A 21,443-nucleotide genomic window follows, 5' to 3' on the forward strand; every position below is an offset into this window, starting at 1 on the left:
GAGCGATTTGCCAAAGAAATTCACAAGGACGTTGAAATGAGCAAGCAGGCCGAATTTGCGGTCATTCTCAAAATGAATGCCATGTTCGCCGATCTCGGAACGGACGAACTCCAGCGGTTGTCCAACCTCTGCCACACCCAGCATCTGGCAAATGGCGAGTTGCTGTTCCAGAAGGGCGACCCCGGTGACGCGCTGTTCGGCGTGCGCCGCGGCCAGGTCCGCATCGAGACCGGCGCCTCCGACGGCAGCCGGCTGACGCTGAACTTCATGGGCCCAGGCGACCTGTTCGGCGAGGTCGCGGTGCTGGACGGCCAGAGCCGCACTGCGGATGCGACCGCCGGTGAGGTGAGCGAATTGTTCGTGCTGCGGCGCGAAGACTTCCTCGCCTTCCTCGAGCGCGAGCCCAAGGTTGCGATCAAGATCATCGCGCTCTTGTGCCAGCGCATCCTCTGGCAGAGCGAGCGCATGGAAGAATCCATGTTGCAGCCGCTACCGGTGCGGCTGGCGCGGCGGCTCTGCGCGCTCGCCGCCGATTTCGGTTCCGAGGTGCACATCTCGCAGGAGCAGCTCGGCGTCTTCGTCGGCGCCGCCCGCGAGAGCGTCAATCGCCAGCTTCAGACCTGGCGCAAGGAAGCGATCCTGGACCTCCAGCGCGGCCGCATCCTGCTGCGGAACATAACCAAGCTGACGGCGATCGCGCGGAACGAGTGAGATCAAGCGATCGCGGCGACGAATTCCGCTATTCGGCGCGATCTACTCCGCCGCCGGATGCACAATGCGCTTCGGCGGCGGTGCCGCATCCGCATGATGATCACCCGTCTCCGCATCCTCGCCGTGCACGATCAGCCGCTTGCCAAAGCGCCAGATCAGGGCGCCGAGGTCGTCCATCACCATGAACATCGCAGGCACGAACACCAGCGACAGGATGGTGGAGAAGATCAGGCCGCCGATCACCGCGAGGGCCATCGGCGAGCGGAACTCGCCGCCGGCGCCGACCGCAAGTGCGCTCGGTATCATGCCTGCGGCCATCGCGATCGTCGTCATCACGATCGGGCGGGCGCGCTTCATGCCGGCGTCGATCATCGCCTCGTCGCGCGGCTTGCCGGACTTGATGGATTCGATCGCGAACTCCACCAGCATGATTGCGTTCTTGGTGACGATGCCCATCAGCATCAGAATGCCGATCCACACCGGCGTGGTGAGCTGCTTGCCGGTGACGAGCAGCGCCGCAATCGCGCCGCCGATCGAGAGCGGCAGCGAGAACAGGATGGTGATCGGCTGCAGGAAGGTGCCGAACAGCAGCACCAGCACCGCATAGACCATCATCAGGCCGGCCGTGATCGCGGTGGCAAAGCCGCCGGACAGCTCGTTGAGGCTTTCGGCGTCGCCGGAGGGTGAGACCTTTACGCCCTTCGGCAGGCTCTTCATGACCGGCAGGTCGTAGATCCTCTTGGTGGCGTCGCCGAGCGCCGCTGAGCCGACGAGGTCGGCGGCGACGGTTGCCTGTCGCTCGCGGTCGTAGCGGTTGATGCTGGTCGGACCCTGGTCGAGCTTGACGTCGGCGATGACCGAGAGCGGAACGCCGCCCTTCTCGCCGTGCTCGCCGAGCGGCACGCGCAGCTGCTCCAGTGTCTTGAGATTGCCGCGCGCGGCGTCCTCGAGCTGCACCCGGATCGGGACCAGGCGGTCGCCGACGTCGAACTTGGCAAGCGCCGGGCCGACGTCACCGATGGTCGCGACACGGATGGTCTGCGACAGGCTTTCGGTCGAGACGCCAAGCCGGGCGGCGAGATCGGCGCGCGGCTCGATGCGCAGCTCGGGACGCTCCAGCGAGGTTTCCGAGATCACGTTGGAGATCGTCGGAATCCGCTTCATCTGCGTCGCGAGCTCGCTGGCGACGTTGTTGACGATGTTGGCATCGACGCCGGTCACCACCAGCGAGATTGCGCGCAGCCCGTTCTCGTCCAGGAACCAGAAGCGGATATCGGGAACGTTCTCCAGCTCCTGGCTGATCGAGAATTCAAGCTCGCGCTGGGTGATGTGGCGGTCGTTCTTGGGCGTGTAATTGATGATCAGGGCGGCGCGCCGGACTTCCTGGGTGCCCGGCGGGACGCGCCCGCCGTCGACGAAGATGCTCTTCACCTCGGGCCGCTTGCGTAGCCGTGCGACGATGTCCTCGGTGACCTTTTCGGTGTAGGCGAGTTGCGTGCCCGGCGGCAGTTCGAGGGCGAGCAGCGAGCGGGCGCTGTCCTGCGCCGGCAAGAAGCCTTGCGGCAGCAGCGTGATGCTCCAGATCGAGGCCGCGAAGATGCCGAACCCGATCAGCACGGTGATGAAATAGTGTTTCACGGACCACGACACGAGGCCGTGATAGGTCCGCAGGAGGCGGCCGGGCGGCGGCTCCTCATGATTGCCATGTTTGAGAAAGTAGGCCGCCAGCATGGGCGTCACGAAGCGCGCTGCGAGCAGCGAGAAGAACACCTGCACCGAGACGGTGATGCCGAATTGCTTGAAGAACTGTCCGGCGATGCCCGACATGAAGCTTGCGGGCGCGAAGATCGCGATGATGGTCAGCGAGATCGCGATCACGGCGAGGCCGATTTCATCGGCGGCTTCGAGCGCAGCACGATAGGGCGATTTGCCCATGTTCATGTGCCGTACGATATTCTCGATCTCGACGATGGCGTCGTCGACCAGAATACCTGTCGATAGCGTGATGGCGAGGAAGCTGACGAGGTTGAGCGAGAAGCCGAGGATGTCCATCGCCCAGAACGCCGGGAAGATCGACAGCGGCAGCGAGACGGCGGCAATGATGGTGGCGCGCAGGTCGCGCAGGAACAACAGCACGATGACGACGGCGAGGATGGCGCCCTCGAACAGGGTCGAGATCGCCGCCTCGTAATTGCCGTTGGTGTATTCGACGGAGGTGTCGATCAGCTTGAGATCGACGTCGGGGTAGGCGGCCTTGAGCGCGTCGATGCGCTTCTGCACGGCTTCGGCGACCTTGACGTCGCTGGCGCCCTTGGAACGCTTGATGCCGAGCGCGACCACCGGCTCGCCGTTGAAGCGGGCGAAGGTGCGGCGGTCGGCGATGGTGTCGGTGACGGTACCGAGATCGTCGAGACGGACCTCGCCGCCGCCGAACAGCGGAACCATCGTGCCCGCAAGATCGCTCAGCGTCTTGGCACCGGCCAGGGTCCGGATCGCCTGGTCGTTCTTGCCGATTTCGGCGCGGCCTCCGGCGACGTCGACATTGGTGCCGCGCAGGCTCTGGCTGACATTGACGGCGGTCAGCCCCATCGCCTGCAGGCGGTCGGGGTCGAGCGAGACCAGGATCTCGCGCTCGACACCGCCGATGCGCTCGACCTGGGCAACGCCGCGGACGCCTTGCAGTGCGCGCTTGACCACGTCGTCGACGAAATACGAGAGCTGCTCCGGCGTCTTGCCGGGCGAGATCGCCGCATAGGTGACGATCGGCAGGCCGATCACGTCGACGCGCTGGATCAGCGGCTCGGTGACGTTCTGCGGCAGATTCGAGCGCACGCGCGTCACTGCGTCCTTGACGTCATTGAGCGCGCGATCGGTATTGGTCTCCAGCGCGAACTGGATGGTGGTGACCGACACGCCGTCGGTGATCGAGGAGGTGATGTGCCGCACGCCCTCGACGCCGGAGACGGCGTCTTCAACGGTCTTGGTGACCTGGGATTCGAGCTCCGCGGGCGCGGCGCCGAACTGCGCTACTGCGACCGAGATCACGGGAATGTCGGCAGAGGGCAGTCGCGTGATCGCGAGCTTGGTGAAGGAGGTCCAGCCGAGGATCAACAGAATGATCGAGAAGACCACCGACGGCAGCGGATTCCGGATCGACCATGCCGAGATATTGAGAGCCATCAGCGTACCCGCGTGCGATCGAGTTCATCGGCGAACATGGTCCTGATCTGGTCGCCGTCGTGGAGCGAAGAGCCGGCGTCGGCCACGACGATTTCGCCGACGTCGACCCCTTCAAGGATTTCGGTTTGGCTGTCGGATGTCAGCCCGACGCGCACCCGGCGCGTCTCGACGGTGTTGCCTTTGACCACCTGCACGGTGAGATGGTCGATCGCGGTCTTGGGAACTGCGACGCCGCAGCTTCGCTTGGCGTCGATCGAGGCACGGGCAAACACGCCGACCTTCAGCGACGGATTGTTGGTGACGCTGATGCGAACGCGGCCGAGCTGCGTGGCGCGGTCGATCTCGGGGGCAACCAGCCGGACCCGGCCGATCAGATCGGCGGCGTCGTCCCGGCTGATCCGTACCGTCGCGCCGGGGCTGAGTTTTGGCATGTGCACGGCCGGGACCTGCGCATCCAGCTCGATCTCGTTGTTGACGGCGATACGGAACATCGGTCCCGCCTGCGGCGAGGCCGGCGCGCCGACAATGGTCCGCACTTCCGTGATGAGACCCGGTGCGGGTGCCTTCAGCGAGATCGGGCCTTGCGGGCCCGGCCTTTGCGGCTGGCCGGGCATCTGCGGCGGCGCTGTCAGGCGCGCCAGCTCCTGGTTGTCGGTGACGACAGCGCCTTCGGTGACGAAGACGTCGGTGACCTTCGACCCTTCCTGGTCGGCGATGACCACGGCCTCGCGCCGCGGCACGAAGAAGCCGGTGACGCGCACCAGATCGGAGAAGCAGGCATTGGTCGACTTCGTCACGATGACGAGCGCCTCGCCCGGCGTCTCCTTCGCCTCGGGGCGATGCCGATGCTCGAACCAATAATAGCCGACGCCGAGCGCAACGATGAACGCCACGGTTCCTGCAGGCTTGAGATATTCGGAGATGTTCATCGCCGGATCATCCTGGCCTGGCTCGGGGTTGCTGGGAACGTTTCCCTGAAACGAAGCGGCGTCCCGCAGGGCTGCGGGACGCACGCCGGGAGCAAGACTTTACACCACATCACGACTTGTCACTTCAACGGATTACGTCGTGGTCACTTCGATGCGGTGGTCTTGTTTTCCATGTTCACGACCTGCACGCGGCGGTTCACCTCCGCCATCGGCTGGCTCGGATCCTTCAATTTGCTCTTGCCATAGCCGACGGTGACGAGGTCGGTGGCGGCAATGCCGCACTTCTCGACGAGGTAGCGTTTGATGGAATCCGCGCGGCGTTCCGACAGCTCCTGATTGTAGCCCTCGCTGCCGGCGGCGTCGGTGTGGCCGGCGACCACGAAGGTCGAGCCCTTCAAATCGGGGCTGGTGAGCGCGCGGCCGAGCGCCTGCACCGAAGGCAGCGACTTGGTGCTGATGTCGGCCGAGTTGTAGTCGAAGGTGATTTCGAGATCGATATTCGGCTTGTCCTTGGCGACGGAGGCGATCTCCTCACGCTCGGTCGACGACAGCGAGCGGGTGGCGCGGCCGCGAACGGACTGGATCAGCTTGGTTTCCGCCGGGTTCGGCGCCGGATCGGTCTGCGGGGCAATCGAGAGGCCGCGGGTCAGGGGCTTCTTCGGCGCCGGCGCCAGCGCGCGGACGATCTCGTCCTCGGTAACGTTCTTACTGTTGCCGTCGTCGCCGGCGAAGGCGGGCGGGAGCGTCAGTGCGGCACTGATGGTGATGATGGACAGGATCGCGGTCAGTCCATTTGCAGCCAATCTCATTGCCAGTCCTTCCTGCGCGAGCCCGCGCGGTTCAAAATTTCCTGCCAGTGGCCCCACCGCAAGGCCGCCTGCGCCGTCCGTTCGGTTAGTCTTTGGCGGGCCGCCACGGGTTCGAGGCGCCGCGGGTCTCAAATCAAAAAATATCAACGTACTCCGTAGCTTGCGAATTCCTGCACGATGTTCGGATCCATCGCCTTGGCATTGGCGAGGTCGAGCGCCCCTTCCTGGGCCGAGCCGTTGCGCTGCTTGGCAATCCCCCGCCCAAACAGCGAGGAGGTCAGTCGCGGGTTGATCTTGAGCGCCGCGTCGAAATCGGCGATGGCATTCTTGACCGCTCCCGATTTGAGGTTCACCAGCCCCGGCTGTCCAGCGCATCGACGAAGTTCGGCCGCAACCGCAGCGCCTCGTTGCAATCCTTCAGCGCGGCCTGGAGGTCGCCGACCACGGCCCGGGTCCAGCAGCGGTTGTTCAGCGCTTCGACGTCCTTCGAATTGATCCGGAGCGTGTCGTCAAAATCCTTGATGGCGAGGCTGTAGGCGCCCTTGCTGGCATAGACCTGGCCGCGCCGGTACAGCGCATTCACGTCATCAGGATTGGTGGCGATCTTGGCCGTCAGGCCCTTGATGGTGGGATCTTCAGCCAGCGCGGCCGCGCCCGGCCCGCCATCCGCGTTCGGCGCCGCAGCTGGCTCGGCCGGTTTGGCCGGCGGTTGCGGCACAGGCAGCGCGGCCTCGACCTGCGGCTTCGGTGCCGGCGGCGGTGACGGAGGTGCAGGCGGCGCCGGCGGATTGTTCAGAGCTACGGGTGGTGCTGGCGGCGCGGGCGGCGCCGGAGGCGGGCTGTTGGCAACCACGGGAGGTGGCGGTGCGGGAGGTGCCGCCGACGGGGTCGTTGCCGTCGGGCGCGATCCAGCGGTCCCCGGAATGAACGAGAAATCCTCGGCGAGCGAGGACGAGATCCACGGCACCTGTTCGCCGCGCGATGCGCGGGTGACACCCATCTTGGTGCGGTTCAGCGTCTCCTCCGCCATCAAGTCGGGGACGCGGATTTCCTTGAGCAGTTCCTGAACGAACAGGCTGTGGTCGCCGCCGGCGTCCGACACCACGGACGCCAGCGCCGCCGAATACATCACCAGCGTGCCGTTCGGCGCGATCACCGGGGTCAGGCCCGCCGAAAAGCTGCGGAACCGCCGTTCGAAGGGATTGCGCCGGCTGGCATCGATCAATGCGATCTTGACGCCGGCGCCGCGGGTGTTGAGCTCGCCCAGGATGGCTTCGATGCTGAAACCGTCGCGACGGACGTCGGACTCAGTCCAGATCTGCGCATCGACCGGAATCATGTAGCTCTGCCGTGCCGACTGGATGCCGAACCCGCTGTAGAAGATCAGCGCCACCGAGCCCGGCTTGATCTTGCCGTAGAGCTTGTCGAAGGCGCGGCGCATGCCGTCGCCGGTCAGGTTCTCGCCGATCTCAACGGAAAAGCCGTCGCGCTTGAGCTCGTCGGCGATGTCGCGGGCGTCGTTGATCGGCTCCTTCAGCGGGCTGTCCGCGTCCGGATATTTGGCATTGCCGATGACCAGCGCGTAGCGGTCACCGGCCGCATGCGACGCCGCGGTCGGAATGAGCGATATAAGGAATGGCAGAAGAAAAAGCAGGCGAATTTTCATAGTCAGCGCGGTCCAGCCAAAAAAGGCGCCGTTACCAGCTTGCGCCGCGGCGACATTAACTTACGCAATGTGCATTATCAAACCGGGGAGTGGGGGCGTCAACCGCTTGGAGATCCGGCACTATCGCGACAATTGACCGCGACGCAAGGGTCGGCTGCGAGGGAATAATTCGCCGATCACGGTTCTACTCGACGCGTTCTCGTTCAGGGTTCCGGCTGTCATGCTAATTTAGGCTGGTACTCGCGACGAAGACGAAGATGTGATTGGTCTCACATTGCGGCCTGCGTCAACCGCAGGCTCGGGGAGGTTTGACCTTTGCTGCGGGCGATGGCTTGGTGCGCGACAGGTCCATTCAGAAAAAGCAAAATCCAGGATCGAAGTCATGGGAAACGCCTACGAAATCTACGCCCTGCGTTATGCGACCATGTCGCCGCGCACCCCCAGCATGAATTTTTCTGGCGCCCGACCCGCATGACAGCGCGGCGCAGGATCTCGACTATTTCGTTTGGCTGATCCGGGGGCAGGGCCGCGATATTCTGGTCGATACCGGCTTCAATGCCGAGGAGGCGACCTCGCGCGCCCGCAAGCTGACGCTCAATCCGGTCGATGCGCTGGAGCGTTTTGGCGTCGCCGCGTCGAGCATTCGCGACATTATCGTGACGCATCTGCATTACGATCACGCCGGCAATCTCGACCGCTTCCCGAATGCACGCTTCCACCTCCAGGAGCGCGAGATGGCTTACGCCACCGGCCGCTGCATGTGCAACGGACTGCTGCGACATCCATTCTCGGTCGAGCACGTCACCCAGATGGTGCGCCATGTCTATGGCGAGCGCGTCAATTTCTATGCCGGCGACGGCGAGATCGCGCCCGGTGTCACCGTGCACCGCGTCGGCGGCCATTCGGACGGCTTGCAGGTGGTCAAGGTCGAGACCGCGCGCGGTCCGGTGGTGCTGGCGTCCGACGCCGCGCATTACTACGGCAATCTGCAGCGCCGCAGCCCGTTCCCGATTGTCTACAATGTCGGCGACATGGCCGTGGGCTGGGAGACCATCGAACGCCTCGCCGGCCATCCCGACCGCTATATTCCCGGGCACGATCCGATCGTGACGGAGATCTATCCGCGCGCGAGCGACAAGATCGATGCCTGGGCGCTGCATTTGCCGCCGTCGCGGTCTTTTGCGAAGTGACGGAGAAGCCGTCATTCCGGGCGCCGCAACGCGGCGAGCCTGGAATCCATCCCACCGCCGGTTACGTGGATGAATGGATTCCGGGTTTGCCCTAGACGCGCACCGGAACGACAGAGGGGTCTAGTACGCCTGCTTGGCGTCGGCCTCTTCGCTGGTCTGGATCAGATCGAGACTCTGCTCGATCTTGCCGAGAAGGGCCGAGAGTTGCTTGCGCTCCTGTGCGGAGAGGCAGGCGAGGATCTCGTCTTCCCGCCGCAGCAATTGCGGGAACAACTCCTCGTACAGCGCGCGGCCCTTCTTCGTCAGTTGCAGGCGGAATTCGCGGCGGTCGGCTTCGTTCTCGACCCGCTCGATCAGCTCTTGATGCAGCAGTGTGGTCACCGCGCGGCTGATGGTGGATTTGTGCGTGCGGGTGCATTGCGAGATATACTGCGCGCTACAGGCATCGTTGCGGAAGCCGAGCGTCGCGATCACGCGCCAGGCCGGAATGTCGAGGCCGTGACGCTCCTGATATTCGACTGCGAGCGCGGAACTGACCTCCGCTGCCAGCCGGTTGAGGCGGAACGGCACGAACTTGAACAGATCGAGCCGCGCTTTCGGCCGCGGCGGCGCCTCGTCCATCTCTTGTCGCTTCAGCGCGGCGTCGCTGGATGTTCTCGCCAAGGCTTGCGCTCCGAATTCCAGTTGACGGCCGGCCGGCTCCGGTCCAAAATAGTTGCACGTGAGACTATCTAGCAGATCAGTCCTCTCCTGACCAGAGCCGAGGTTAGCGCATGGCGGGCGCCAATACGCATCAGGCCAAATCCCAGTTCGGCTATCGCCGCCATCCCGACCAGGATCGTGCCGGCCAAAGTCCGGCCGAGCACCCGGTCGTGGTCGTCGGCGCCGGGCCCGTCGGGCTGTCGCTGGCGATCGATCTGGCCCAGCGCGGCCAGCGCGTCGTCCTTCTGGATGATGCCGACCGCATCGGCGAGGGCTCGCGGGCGATCTGCTTCTCAAAGCGCTCGCTGGAATATTGGGACCGGCTCGGCGTTGCCGACCGCATGGTCGACAAGGGCGTCGTGTGGAATGTCGGCCGCATCTTTCACGGCGAGTCCCAGCTCTACCAGTTCAACCTGCTGCCCGAGGAGGGCCACAAGCGGCCGGCCTTCATCAATCTCCAGCAATATTACGCCGAGGCCTATCTGGTCGATCGCATCAGCGATCTGCCCGCGATCGATCTGCGGTGGCGCAACAAGGTGACGTCGATCGAGCAACGCAACGATTCCGTTGCACTGACAATCGAGACGCCCGAAGGCGCCTATCGCCTGCACGCGCAATATGCCGTCGCCTGCGACGGCGCCCGGTCCTCGTTGCGGCAGATGGTCGGCGCCGAATTTGCCGGACAGGTGTTCGAGGATCAGTTCCTGATCGCCGATGTCAAGATGACGGCGGAATTCCCGACCGAGCGCTGGTTCTGGTTCGATCCGCCGTTTCATGCTGGACGCTCGGCGTTGCTGCACCGGCAGCCCGACGATGTCTGGCGCATCGATCTCCAGCTCAACCGCTACGCCGATCCCGTCGTCGAGAAGAAGCCGGAAAACGTGCGGCCACGCATCGAGCGCATGCTCGGCCACGACAAGTTCGAGTTCGAGTGGATATCGCTCTACAAATTCCAGTGCCGGCGCATGGACCGCTTCATTCATGGCCGCGTGATTTTCGCCGGTGATTCCGCACACCAAGTCTCACCCTTCGGCGCGCGTGGGGCGAATTCGGGACTTGAGGACGCCGAAAACCTGTCCTGGAAGCTCGACCGGGTGCTGCGCGGCACCTCGCCCGCGAGCCTGCTCGAAAGCTACCATGTCGAACGCAGCGGGGCTGCCGACGAGAACATCCGCGAATCCACCCGCTCGACCGATTTCATGGCGCCGAACTCGCATCAGGAAGCCCGGTTGCGCCAGGCGGTGCTGTCACTGGCCAAGGAGACAGAGTTCGGCAAGCGTATGGTCAATGGCGGCCGGCTCTCGGTTCCTTGCAGTTATGATTCGCCCCTGTCATCGCGCGATGCAGATGTCTGGCGCAGTGGACCATCGCCGGGCTGCTCCATGCTCGATGCGCCGGTTGCAACGCGCGCGGGCGAGCAAGCTTACCTGACGGATGCCTTCCGCAAGGATGGAACGGATTTCACTTTGCTGTCGTTCAGCAATGGCGCAGCGGTCGACGCGCCCGAAGGCGTGAAGGATCTCCGCATCGGCGGCGACGGCGGACTTGCCGATCCCAAAGGTCTCGTCGGCAAGCGCTATGATGCCGAGCCGGGCTCCGCCTATCTGCTCAGGCCGGACGGCTACGTCGCAGCGCGTTTCCGCCATGCGACGCGTGAGGCGATCGCGGCCGCGCTGTCGCGGGCCGCAGGTCTGAATTGAGGCTGATATGCCGTTATCCACCAGCTCCAATTTTGCGCGGCCCGACGATGCTTTTCGCTCCATCGTAGAGGCCCATCGCGGCCTCAGCGACGAGCAGAGCGCCGATTTCGACGCGGCGCTGGTGCTGATCCTCGCCAATCATATCGGAGACATCGACGTGCTGCGGGAAGCGCTCGTGCTGGCGAAACGCCGCATGATCGACGGCCAGCAACAGCAGCAACAGCAACAACAATAACCCAAGACTTGAAGGACGAACTGATGGCGAAGAACTTCGCATCCACCGGCGATCTCTCCGAGAAGAAGATCACCTTCTCCGAGATCGGTCCCGATCTCTACGCGTTTACCGCCGAAGGCGACCTGAACACGGCGATCATCGTCGGCGATGACGGCTGCCTCGTGTTCGACGCGCAATCGACGCCGGCGATGGCCAACAAGGTGATCGAGCGTGTGCGCACCGTCACCGACAAGCCGATCAAATATGTCGTGCTGTCGCATTATCACGCCGTGCGCGTGCTTGGCGCCTCCGCCTACAAGGCGCAGGGCATCGTCGCCTCGCAGGAGACTTATCGTCTGATCGAGGAACGCGGCCAGCAGGATTGGGATTCCGAGTATGGCCGTTTTCCCCGGCTGTTCCAGGATGCCCAAAGCATTCCTGGCCTGACCTGGCCCACGCTGACATTCGAAGGCGAGATGTCGATCTATCTCGGCAAGCGCGAGGTGCGCTTGATGCAGCTCGGCGCCGGCCACACCTCCGGCGACATCGTCGCCTGGGTGCCGGATGCGGAGGTGATGTTCTCCGGCGATCTCATCGAGTATCACTCGGCCTGCTATTGCGGCGACGCGCATCTGCGCGAGTGGCCGCTGACGCTGAACGAGATCCGCAATTTCAATCCCAAGGCAATCGCGCCGGGCCGCGGTGATGCATTGAAGGGCACAGCCACCGTGCGCGAGGCCATCGCGATGACGCGCGATTTCGTCACCTCGCTCTATGGCGCCGCCGAAATCTCGGTCGCAAAGGGCCGTACGCTGAAGGAATCGATGGCCGCGACGCGCGAGGTGATGGACCCGAAATTCCACAGTTTTGCCATCTACGAGCACTGCCTGCCGTTCAATGTGTCGCGCGCCTATGACGAAGCGTCGGGGATCGACGATCCCGTGATCTGGACTGACAAACGCGACCAGGAAATGTGGGCGGCCCTGCAAGGAGGAGGATAGTCATGAACATCAATACCTCGCCTGATCAGATCATCCGCAGCTCGGCGCAGGTGACGCCGGGCTACATGTCCGGATTCGGCAACAGCTTCGAGACCGAAGCGCTGCCGGGCGCGCTGCCGATCGGGCGCAACTCGCCGCAGCGTTGCGCCTACGGCCTCTACGCGGAGCAGCTCTCGGGCTCGCCCTTCACCGCGCCGCGCGGCACCAATGAGCGCTCCTGGCTTTATCGCATCCGCCCCTCGGTGAGGCACTCCGGCCGCTTCGAGAAGGTCGATGCCGGTCTTTGGCGCTCGGCGCCCTGCCATGAATACGATTTGCCGATCGGGCAGCTGCGCTGGGACCCGGCGCCGCTACCGAAGGAGGACGTCACCTTCCTCGGGGGCGTGCAGACCATGACGACCGCCGGTGACGTCAACACGCAGGCTGGCATGGCCGCGCATGTTTATCTCATCACCAAGTCGATGGTGGACCAGCACTTCTACAATGCCGATGGCGAGCTGATGTTCGTGCTCCAGCAGGGCAATCTTCGCCTCGTTACGGAATTCGGCCGCATCGACGCCGAGCCCGGCGAGATCGTGGTGATCCCGCGCGGCGTGAAATTCCGCGTTGAAATTCCAAACGGACCGGCGCGCGGCTATCTCTGCGAGAATTATGGCGGCGCCTTCACGCTGCCGGAGCGCGGGCCGATCGGCGCCAATTGTCTTGCGAACGCGCGGGATTTCCTCACGCCGGTCGCGCATTACGAGGACAAGGACACGCCGACCGAGCTGTTCGTGAAATGGGGCGGCTCGCTGTTCAAGACCACCTTGCCGCATTCGCCGATCGACGTCGTCGCCTGGCACGGCAATTACGCGCCCTACAAATACGATCTGCGCACCTTCTCGCCGGTCGGTGCCATCGGTTTCGATCACCCTGATCCCTCAATCTTCACGGTGCTGACCTCGCCGTCCGAGACAGCAGGCACGGCGAACATCGACTTCGTCATCTTCCCCGAGCGCTGGATGGTCGCCGACAACACCTTCCGTCCGCCCTGGTACCACATGAACATCATGAGCGAGTTCATGGGTCTGATCTACGGCGTCTACGATGCCAAGCCGCAGGGCTTTGTGCCCGGAGGCATCAGCCTGCACAATTGCATGCTGCCGCACGGCCCTGATCGCGACGCCTTCGAGCACGCCAGCAATGGCGAGCTGAAGCCGGTCAAGCTCACGGGCACCATGGCCTTCATGTTCGAGACCCGCTATCCGCAGCGCGTGACAGCGCATGCGGCGAATGCCTCGACGCTGCAGGACGATTACGCGGATTGCTGGAAGGGACTGGAGAAGCGGTTCGATCCGAACCGGCGGTGATGTTCTTGCCCTCTCCTTGCGGGAGAGGGTGGCTCGCCGCGTAGCGGCGAGACGGGTGAGGGGTTCTATCCGCGAGTGAACCTCTCCCATTCGGACTCGCGGATAGAACCCCTCATCCGGCGCTTCGCGCCACCTTCTCCCAGAAGAAAGGACCGGGCCAAAAGTGACGACGCACCCCAACGATCCCAGCCTCCGTTCCTTCATCGAAGTCGACCCCGCCTCCGACTTCCCGATCCAGAACTTGCCCTATGGCGTGTTCTCGACCGCGGCCAATCCGACGCCGCGGGTTGGCGTTGCGATTGGCAATCACGTGCTCGATCTCTGGGAGCTCGAACAGGATTCCCGGCTCGATGTCGGCCCGCTCGGCGTCTTCTCCGGCTCCTCGCTTAATCCCTTTATGGCGCTCGGGCCAAAAGTCTGGACCAGGACGCGGGCGCGGATCAGCGAACTGCTGCGGCACGATCATCCCGAACTTCGCGACAACGGGGAGCTACGCAAGCAGGCGCTGGTGCCGATGCGCGAGGCAAGGCTGCATCTGCCCTTCACTGTCTCCGGCTACACCGATTTCTATTCGTCCAAAGAGCACGCCACCAATGTCGGCGTGATGTTCCGCGGCAAGGACAATGCGCTGCAGCCGAACTGGCTGCACATGCCGATCGCCTATAACGGCCGCGCGTCCACCGTCGTGGTCTCGGGCACCAAAGTGAAGCGTCCGCGCGGGCAGTTGAAGCCGCCGAATGTGGAGGTGCCGAGCTTCGGGCCGTGCAAGCGGCTCGATTTCGAGCTGGAGATGGGTGTCGTGATCGGCCAGCCGTCGCCGATGGGCGGCATGCTCACGGAGAGCCAGGCCGAGGAGATGATTTTCGGCTTCGTGCTGCTCAACGACTGGAGTGCGCGCGACATCCAGCAATGGGAATATGTGCCGCTCGGACCGTTTCTCGCAAAGGCGTTTGCGACCTCGATCAGCCCGTGGGTGGTGACGCGTGAAGCGCTGGAGCCGTTCCGGCTGCAGGGGCCGGCGCAGCAGCCGGAGCCGCTGGATTATCTCAAGCAGGCCAAGCCGCAGAATTATGATCTGGAGCTCGATGTCTCCTTGCGTGCCGCGGGCGTCAACGCGCCTGCCGGCATCAGTCGGACCAACTTCAAATATATGTACTGGTCTTCGGTGCAGCAGCTGGTGCATCACGCCTCCTCCGGCTGCGCCATGAATGTCGGCGATCTCCTCGGCAGCGGCACCATCTCCGGCCCGGAGAAGAACCAGCGCGGCAGTTTGCTGGAGATCAGCTGGAACGGCACCGAGCCGGCCGAGCTTCCCGGTGAGGTCAAGCGGTCGTTCCTGGAAGACGGCGACAGTCTCGTGATGCGCGGCTGGTGCCAGGCGGATGGCTATCGCGTGGGGTTCGGCGAGGTCGAGGGGACGATTCTCGCGGCGGAGTAGCCTCCGTTGCTGCTACAAACTCCGTCATTGCGAGCGCAGCGAAGATTCCATGGGGAGTGGATAGCAGCCAAGTCTGAGGCCAGACTGAGGTTGCTGAAACACTCAACCTGGAGACAATGATGTTGCTCGATCATCCTTCCGACGGACTGGCCGCTATCCGCACGCAGTTTGGCGCAATTTTCGTGTCATTGGAACTGAGCCGCTCGACATGGCTGGTGACCTCGCTGTCGCCCGGCAAGGGCGAGAAGATGTCGAAGCGCAGCGTGGAGGCCGGCGATCTTGCGGAACTCTTGAAGCTGTTTGCGGAGCTGAAGCGCAAGGCACAGGCGCGAACGGGTGAGAGCTATCCGATCATCACGATCCAGGAGGCGGGGCTGGACGGGTTCTGGCTGCACCGCGCTTTGCAGCAGGAAGGCATCGAGAGCCACGTGGTCGATCCGGCCTCGATTGCGACGCCGCGCCGGCGCAGGCGGGCCAAGACGGATCGGCTCGATGGCGAGACGCTGTTGCGGGCGCTTCTGGCCTATAAGCGCGGCGAGCCGCGGGTCTGCGCGATGGTGGTGGCGCCCTCTCCGGAAGCGGAGGACCGCCGCAGGCTTTGCCGCGAGCGGCGGACATTGATCGCCGAGCGGATCGAGCATGTGAACCGGATCAAGGGCGTTCTGTTCGCGCAAGGGATATTCGGCGACGTGCCGCTGCGGCGCGATCGACGGGCACGGCTCGAAGCCTTGCGGACCGGAGATGGGCGCATGCTGCCGGCGCATCTGAAGGCCCAGATCAGCCGCGAGCTCGATCGTCTCGAACTGCTGCTCGACCAGATCGCGGCGGTGGAGCGCGAGCAGGAGGCGTTGCTGGTCGGAGCAAGCCAGCCGGGGAGAAGGCGGATCCCGTCACGATGCTGCTCGCCCTGAAGAGCATGGGCCCGAACTTCGCGGCCGTTCTCTGGACGGAGGCGTTCTGGCGGCAATTCGCCAACCGCCGTCAGGTTGCGTCCTATGCCGGTCTTGCGGCCACGCCATGGCGGAGCGGCGGCATCGAGCGCGAACAAGGGGTGTCGAAGGCCGGCAATCCGCGGCTGAGGACCACGATGATCCAGCTCGCCTGGTTGTGGATACGCCACCAGCCTCAATCGGCGCTGACCCAGTGGTTCAAGGCCAACAGCCAGCGCGGCCGCAAGCGCACGATCGTGGCGCTGGCCCGCAAGCTGCTCGTGGCCTTGTGGAAGTACGTGACCGCCGGCGTCGTGATCGAGGGAGCCGTGATGAAGACCGTCGCCTGATGCAACGCTTCCCGCAGCCTTAAAACCAATCAGCCGAGGAACGATCAGCCTCGGCCGATCCGGGTGGACGAACCGATGGATTGCATGGCTTCAAACGCCGCAACGAAGAATGGTCCCGTCCTCTCGAGCCTGCCCGCCGCAAGCGGAATGTTGGTGCAGTCGCTACCGCGCGACGACCGGATGTGAGTTTGATCTGGCACGCAAAACCAGATTGTCAAAACCGGCTCGACCCTGAGATCGCTGAACCATAAGGAGTAGTTCGCCCGCGGCCTCCCGACCACACAAGCCTGATGGCGTGCTCGATCACGTCAAGGTCAAGCCGCTGCGCGGCGGCTCTAACGAGCCGACCTTGACGCGATCTCCGCGCGCCATCCGAAACATCCCGCGGTCGGGACGAAGAGCTGGCCTGCAATCGAACAAAGAGCTGAACAACCGCCTTGACACACCTAATCCCCATGTGAGCAATCCAGAATCTCTCCGCAGCGGCAGTCTGGATTGCTTCGTCAAGGGCTCCTCGCAATGACGTGGAGAGAGACTACCGCCTCTCGGGCGCCACTTCCTTGATCCTCGCGCAGTGTGCCGCGACATCCTCCAGGCTGTATTTCAGATGAATCCGCTTCTCCGACGGCGCCTGTTTGCTCGTGCATACGCCCGGGCGCCATTCCTGCGTCGGGCGGATCGGGCGCGGGGCAAAGCCGCCGCCGCAGTTCGGGCAGACGTTCGAGAGCTTTGTCTCCACGCAATCCGCACAGAACGTGCACTCATAGGAGCATATCCGCGCTTCCGTTGCATGAGGCGGCAGGTCGCGATCGCAATATTCGCAGTTCGGTCGAAGCTGGAGGGCCATGGGTGAATCTCCGAAAGCTGGCCGGGATCATTGCAGATCGCGCTTGGGGCGCGAATGGCGTAGTTCCCTCGATTTCAGCCAGGCTTGATTTCCTTGAGCGGCAGCTTTGAGCTTTCCTTCAGCCTGTCGAGCACGATCGAGGAGCGCACATGCGCCACGCTCTGGTGCGGCATCAGCACGTCGTTGACGAGGTTGGAGAGCCCCTTGAGGTCGCGTAGCACGGCCTTGAGCACGTAATCGGCGTCGCCCGTGAGCGAATACGCTTCCTGGATCTCATCGATCCGGTTCACCAGCGTGCGAAAGCGTTTTGAGTTGTCCGGCGAGTGAGTCGCGAGCCCTACCTGGATGAAGGCGATCACGCCAAAGCCGAGCGCCTCGCTGGAGAGGTCGGCGTGGTAGCCCGCAATGACCTTCTCTTCCTCCAGCCGCATTCGCCGCCGCGAGCATTGCGAGGCCGACAGCCCGGCGAGATCAGCAAGTTCCTGATTGGTGAGGCGGCCGTCATCCTGGAGCGCGCCCAGGATCTTGAGGTCAAACGCGTCTACCGAAATCATGCGCCATTTGTCCATTTCATGCACAGATCCTGCATAGAATAGCCAAATGGCGTCCCGTTTGCACGCTCCTTGCGCGTCCAATGAAGGATAGTTCAAGGCAGCAGCAAATTGGGAGAGCACCATGGGTCCGTTTCCGCACGATGCACTGCCGGCCACGATCACAGCCGAAAATCCGATGGGCACCGACGGGTTCGAGTTCGTCGAATATGCGCATCCCCACCCGCAAGAGCTGCATGAGCTGTTCAAGCTGATGGGCTATGCGCCCGTCGCGCGCCACAGGACCAGGAAGATCACGGTCTATCGCCAGGGCGACATCAACTATCTCGTCAACGAGGAGCCCGGCACCCACGGCTACGAGTTCGTTGCCGCGCACGGCCCCTGCGCGCCGTCGATGGCGTTCCGCGTGGTCGATGCGAAGGCGGCCTATGAGCGCGCAATCGCGCTCGGTGCGGAGCCTGGCGACGTCTCATCGGCGCAGAAGACGCTCGACGTGCCCGCGATCAAGGGCATCGGCGGCAGCCTGCTCTATTTCGTCGATCGCTACGGCACCAACGGCTCGGCCTATGATACCGAGTTCGAATGGCTCGGCGCGCGCGATCCACGGCCGGTCGGTGCGGGCCTGTTCTATCTCGATCACCTCACCCATAACGTCCATCGCGGACGCATGGATGTCTGGACCGGCTTCTACGAAAAACTGTTCAATTTCCGCCAGATTCGTTTCTTCGACATTGAGGGCCGCGCGTCGGGCCTGTTCTCGCGGGCGTTGACCAGCCCGGACGGCAAGATCCGGATTCCGATCAACGAGGACGCCGGCGATTCCGGCCAGATCGAGGAATATTTGAAAATCTATCGCGGCGAGGGCATCCAGCATATTGCCTGCGGCTGCCGCGACATCTACCGCACCATCGAAGGCCTGCGCGAAGCTGGCCTGCCGTTCATGCCGGCGCCGCCCGAGACCTATTTCGAACGCATCGATGCGCGGCTGCCGAAGCATGGCGAGGATGTCGTGCGCTTGCAGAAGAACGGCATCCTGATCGACGGCGAAGGCGTCGTCGACGGCGGCCGGACCAAGGTGCTGCTGCAGATCTTCTCGGCCAATGCGATCGGCCCGATCTTCTTCGAGTTCATCCAGCGCAAGGGCGACGACGGCTTTGGCGAGGGCAACTTCAAGGCCCTGTTCGAATCGATCGAGGAGGATCAGATCCGGCGCGGGGTGCTGAAGGTGGATACGGCGGCGTAGCTTGGAGCCTTCAGGCACACTGCCGTAAGGCTGGGCAAAGCGAAGCGTGCCTACCCTTCTATCGGGATCGGCGCTTTGCGCCTTCGCTCACGCTACGAGAGCGTGCTCGTTGCTACGCTAGCTCGACGAGCCCGCCACCACTGCGACCGGTGCTGCACCCTCGCGCCGCCGCTCCACCCCTTCCGGCACCCGTATGGCAATCGTGGCGATCAGGCTGACGACTCCTATGGCGATGACGTACCAGACCCATGACAACTTGTCGCCCGTGGACCCGATGATCCAGGTGAAGACGAGCTGTGCCGTGCCGCCAAAGATGGTCACGCCGAGCGCATAGGCGATCGACAGCCCGCTGGTGCGGACAATCGCCGGGAAGATCAGCGGGATGAGGATGATGCCGGCGCCGCCCGACATCGCATGGAACGCCATCAGCACGGCGACGGTGACCACGTACACGAGCGGCGAGCCCGACGACACCACCAGAAGCAATGCGGGATAGAACAGCAACGTCACGATGATGCGCGGGACCACGGCGATGGTCTTCAGGCTGTATCTGTCCGCGAGCGCACCGCCGAGCAGCGCGAAGATCGTGCCGCTCACGAAGGTGGCGAAGTTGGCCGTCATCGCCCAGTTCTGGCTGTAATGCAGCGTGTTGATGGCGTAGGTCGCGGTATAGAGAAAGAAGTATTGACCGATGGTCGCGCCGGAGATCAGCAAGATGCACAGCACGATCTTGCCCCAGTGGTTCGCCAGGATGTCGGAGAGCACGCCGCCGACGCTGGCATGGGCTTCCTCGGCATCCAAGGTCTCATCGAGATTGCGGCGGATGAAGTAGCCGACCGGCGCAATCAGGATCCTGAGAAGGAAGGGAATGCGCCAACCCCAGCTGTCGTTGGCGCCGGGCGTGATCAGGAATGCCAGGCCAAGGCCGACGAGTGCCGAGAAGAGGCTTCCCAGGTTCTGGCTGGCGAGCTGCCAGCTTCCGAAGAAACCTTTGCGGTGCGAAGGCGCGCTCTCAAGCAGATAGGTGGTCGCCGGCCCCATCTCGCCGCCGGTCGAAAAACCCTGCAGCAGCCGCGCGAAAACCAGCAGGACTGGCGCCAGCAATCCGATCTGTTCGTAGGTCGGCAACAGGCCGATCATGCCAGTGCCCAGCGCCATCAGCCAGATCGTCAGCGTCATCGCCGGCTTGCGGCCGTAGCGATCGGCGTAGGCGCCGATCACGATACCCCCGAGCGGCCGCGCCACGAATCCGACGCCGAAAGTCGCAACCGTCAACAGCAGGCTCGTGTTCGATTCTCCGCCGGAAAGATCGCCTTGGCGAGCCAGACGGCGAAGGCGGCGTAGACGGTGAAGTCGTAGAATTCGAGCGCGTTGCCAAGAATGGCCGCGCCGACGCGCATGGTTTGGGAGGGACGCGGGCGGTCAGTCTGGTTCACGGATTAGCACCTTGTCTCAAATCTATAAACGCGACGTGACGCAAAACGTACCGGCTTGCAACCCCTAAGCCCGTCTTAGCGGCCCGCTTTCCACGCAGCCGTCACCGCGGAAATCTCCGCGCCTTGCGGCTCGCGAACCGCCGACGGCGTGCGCGAAAAGCGCGGCGCGGGCGCGGGCTGTTTCACGCCGTGGCGCTCGATGAAGACTTCACGGGCGACCATGTGCGGATGCTCGGTCGCTTCCGACATGGTCAGCACCGGCGCGAAGCAGATGTCGCTGCCTTCCATGATCTTGCACCAGTCCTCGCGCGTCTTGCTCTTGAACACGGCCTTCAGCTTCTCCTTCAGCGCGGGCCAGGCCTTGGGGTCCATCTGCGCGTCGAAATCGGCATCGGAGAGGCCTGCGTGCTCGCGCAGCAACGCGTAGAACTGCGGCTCGATCGAGCCGATCGAAACGAAATGGCCGCAGGCGCATTCATAGACGCCGTAGAAGTGGGCGCCGCCGTCGAGGAAGTTCCGGTTGCGGCCTTCGGTCCAGCGGCCGAGCGTTTTCATGTCGAAGAAGAACGACATCAGCGATGCCGCGCCGTCGCACATCGCGGCGTCGACCACCTGGCCCTGGCCGGACTTTTGCGCTTCCAGCAGTGCGGCGAGCACGCCGACGACGAGATAGAGCGCGCCGCCGCCGAAATCGCCGACCAGGTTGAGCGGCGGCACCGGCGCTTCCTTCGGTCCGATCGCTGCGAGCGCACCGGTGATCGAGATGTAGTTGATGTCATGGCCGGCGGCATTCGCCAGCGGGCCGTCCTGACCCCATCCGGTCATGCGGCCGTAGACGAGCTTGGGATTGCGCGCGAGCACGACATCGGGGCCGAGGCCGAGCCGCTCCATCACGCCGGGACGAAAACCTTCGACCAGCGCGTCGGCGCTGGCGAGCAAGTCGAGCACCTGAGCAATGGACGCCTTGTCCTTGAGATCGAGCTCGATCACCTTGCGACCGCGGCCCGCCACCGACTTCATGCTCTTCTTCGCGCCGACGCGGTCGAGCGTGACGACATCGGCGCCCATGTCGGCCAACATCATGCAGGCGAACGGGCCCGGTCCGATGCCGGCGAATTCGACGACGCGGAAGCCCGCGAGCGGGCCTGAGCTGCGGACGGATGTGGTCTGGGCGGGTTTATCGAGCACGTGTTGTTTC

16 protein-coding genes and 3 pseudogenes are annotated in these 21,443 nt (G+C 63.9%); 9 read left to right on the forward strand and 10 right to left on the reverse strand.

Features of this window, described 5'->3' with window-relative positions; translation table 11 throughout:
- Positions 1–36 precede the first annotated feature (36 nt).
- A complete protein-coding gene (locus ACTGJ9_RS07185; RefSeq protein WP_456676499.1) occupies positions 37–711 on the forward strand; it encodes a Crp/Fnr family transcriptional regulator in 675 nt (224 codons plus the stop codon).
- Positions 712–753: 42 nt separating this feature from the next.
- Here ACTGJ9_RS07185 and ACTGJ9_RS07190 read toward each other — a convergent pair whose 3' ends face one another.
- The 4 genes and pseudogenes from ACTGJ9_RS07190 to ACTGJ9_RS07205 all read right to left on the reverse strand — a co-directional run bounded on the left by ACTGJ9_RS07190 (position 754) and on the right by ACTGJ9_RS07205 (position 7,295).
- Complete coding sequence (locus tag ACTGJ9_RS07190) at positions 754–3,891, reverse strand: efflux RND transporter permease subunit (RefSeq protein ID WP_456676500.1); 3,138 nt, start codon at positions 3,889–3,891, stop codon at positions 754–756.
- Positions 3,891–4,820, reverse strand: a complete 930-nt coding sequence (locus ACTGJ9_RS07195; protein ID WP_456676501.1) for an efflux RND transporter periplasmic adaptor subunit — start codon at positions 4,818–4,820, stop codon at positions 3,891–3,893. Before ACTGJ9_RS07195 ends, ACTGJ9_RS07190 begins: the two co-directional genes overlap by 1 nt.
- Before the next feature lie 143 nt (positions 4,821–4,963).
- Positions 4,964–5,629, reverse strand: coding sequence for an OmpA family protein (locus ACTGJ9_RS07200; protein WP_456676502.1), 666 nt, complete (start codon positions 5,627–5,629; stop codon positions 4,964–4,966).
- Between the two features lie 143 nt (positions 5,630–5,772).
- A pseudogene (locus tag ACTGJ9_RS07205) lies at positions 5,773–7,295 on the reverse strand (caspase family protein).
- A 382-nt stretch (positions 7,296–7,677) separates the two neighbouring features.
- Here ACTGJ9_RS07205 and ACTGJ9_RS07210 point away from each other — a divergent pair.
- A pseudogene (locus tag ACTGJ9_RS07210) lies at positions 7,678–8,485 on the forward strand (N-acyl homoserine lactonase family protein).
- Between the two features lie 120 nt (positions 8,486–8,605).
- Here the strand turns inward: ACTGJ9_RS07210 and ACTGJ9_RS07215 are convergent.
- A complete protein-coding gene (locus ACTGJ9_RS07215; RefSeq protein ID WP_456676503.1) occupies positions 8,606–9,148 on the reverse strand; it encodes a MarR family winged helix-turn-helix transcriptional regulator in 543 nt (180 codons plus the stop codon).
- A gap of 110 nt (positions 9,149–9,258) precedes the next feature.
- Here ACTGJ9_RS07215 and ACTGJ9_RS07220 point away from each other — a divergent pair, with 110 nt between their 5' ends.
- The 6 genes and pseudogenes from ACTGJ9_RS07220 (at position 9,259) to ACTGJ9_RS07245 (ending at position 16,168) form a co-directional block, all read left to right on the forward strand.
- Positions 9,259–10,887 (forward strand): FAD-dependent oxidoreductase, encoded by a 1,629-nt coding sequence (locus ACTGJ9_RS07220; RefSeq protein WP_456676504.1) that lies wholly within the window; start codon positions 9,259–9,261, stop codon positions 10,885–10,887.
- A gap of 7 nt (positions 10,888–10,894) precedes the next feature.
- Complete coding sequence (locus ACTGJ9_RS07225; RefSeq protein ID WP_456676505.1) at positions 10,895–11,122, forward strand: DUF2783 domain-containing protein; 228 nt, start codon at positions 10,895–10,897, stop codon at positions 11,120–11,122.
- A 23-nt stretch (positions 11,123–11,145) separates the two neighbouring features.
- A complete protein-coding gene (locus ACTGJ9_RS07230; protein WP_456676506.1) occupies positions 11,146–12,102 on the forward strand; it encodes an MBL fold metallo-hydrolase in 957 nt (318 codons plus the stop codon).
- A 2-nt stretch (positions 12,103–12,104) separates the two neighbouring features.
- A complete protein-coding gene (gene hmgA / locus ACTGJ9_RS07235) occupies positions 12,105–13,451 on the forward strand; it encodes a homogentisate 1,2-dioxygenase (protein WP_456676507.1) in 1,347 nt (448 codons plus the stop codon).
- A 163-nt stretch (positions 13,452–13,614) separates the two neighbouring features.
- Positions 13,615–14,889: a fumarylacetoacetase gene (gene fahA, locus ACTGJ9_RS07240; protein ID WP_456676508.1), complete on the forward strand. Its 1,275-nt coding sequence runs from the start codon at positions 13,615–13,617 to the stop codon at positions 14,887–14,889.
- Between the two features lie 116 nt (positions 14,890–15,005).
- Positions 15,006–16,168, forward strand: a pseudogene (locus tag ACTGJ9_RS07245) (IS110 family RNA-guided transposase).
- Positions 16,169–16,703: 535 nt separating this feature from the next.
- On the opposite strand, the gene ACTGJ9_RS07250 reads toward ACTGJ9_RS07245, so the two are convergent.
- Positions 16,704–17,015 (reverse strand): DUF1272 domain-containing protein, encoded by a 312-nt coding sequence (locus ACTGJ9_RS07250; protein ID WP_456676509.1) that lies wholly within the window; start codon positions 17,013–17,015, stop codon positions 16,704–16,706.
- 74 nt (positions 17,016–17,089) lie between these two features.
- A complete protein-coding gene (locus tag ACTGJ9_RS07255) occupies positions 17,090–17,569 on the reverse strand; it encodes an Lrp/AsnC family transcriptional regulator (RefSeq protein WP_456676510.1) in 480 nt (159 codons plus the stop codon).
- Between the two features lie 121 nt (positions 17,570–17,690).
- Between ACTGJ9_RS07255 and hppD the strand changes: the two genes are divergently transcribed.
- Entirely contained in the window at positions 17,691–18,809 is a 1,119-nt protein-coding gene (hppD, locus tag ACTGJ9_RS07260) for a 4-hydroxyphenylpyruvate dioxygenase (protein WP_456676511.1), read from the forward strand.
- Positions 18,810–18,926: 117 nt separating this feature from the next.
- Here hppD and ACTGJ9_RS07265 read toward each other — a convergent pair whose 3' ends face one another.
- The 3 genes from ACTGJ9_RS07265 to ACTGJ9_RS07275 all read right to left on the reverse strand — a co-directional run bounded on the left by ACTGJ9_RS07265 (position 18,927) and on the right by ACTGJ9_RS07275 (position 21,433).
- Positions 18,927–20,084, reverse strand: coding sequence for an MFS transporter (locus ACTGJ9_RS07265; protein WP_456676512.1), 1,158 nt, complete (start codon positions 20,082–20,084; stop codon positions 18,927–18,929).
- Positions 20,081–20,245, reverse strand: a complete 165-nt coding sequence (locus ACTGJ9_RS07270; RefSeq protein ID WP_456676513.1) for a hypothetical protein — start codon at positions 20,243–20,245, stop codon at positions 20,081–20,083. Before ACTGJ9_RS07270 ends, ACTGJ9_RS07265 begins: the two co-directional genes overlap by 4 nt.
- Before the next feature lie 75 nt (positions 20,246–20,320).
- Positions 20,321–21,433, reverse strand: a complete 1,113-nt coding sequence (locus ACTGJ9_RS07275) for a CaiB/BaiF CoA transferase family protein (RefSeq protein WP_456676514.1) — start codon at positions 21,431–21,433, stop codon at positions 20,321–20,323.
- Positions 21,434–21,443 lie beyond the last annotated feature (10 nt).

Source organism: Bradyrhizobium sp. RDM12 (genome assembly GCF_051917485.1).
GTDB lineage: Bacteria > Pseudomonadota > Alphaproteobacteria > Rhizobiales > Xanthobacteraceae > Bradyrhizobium.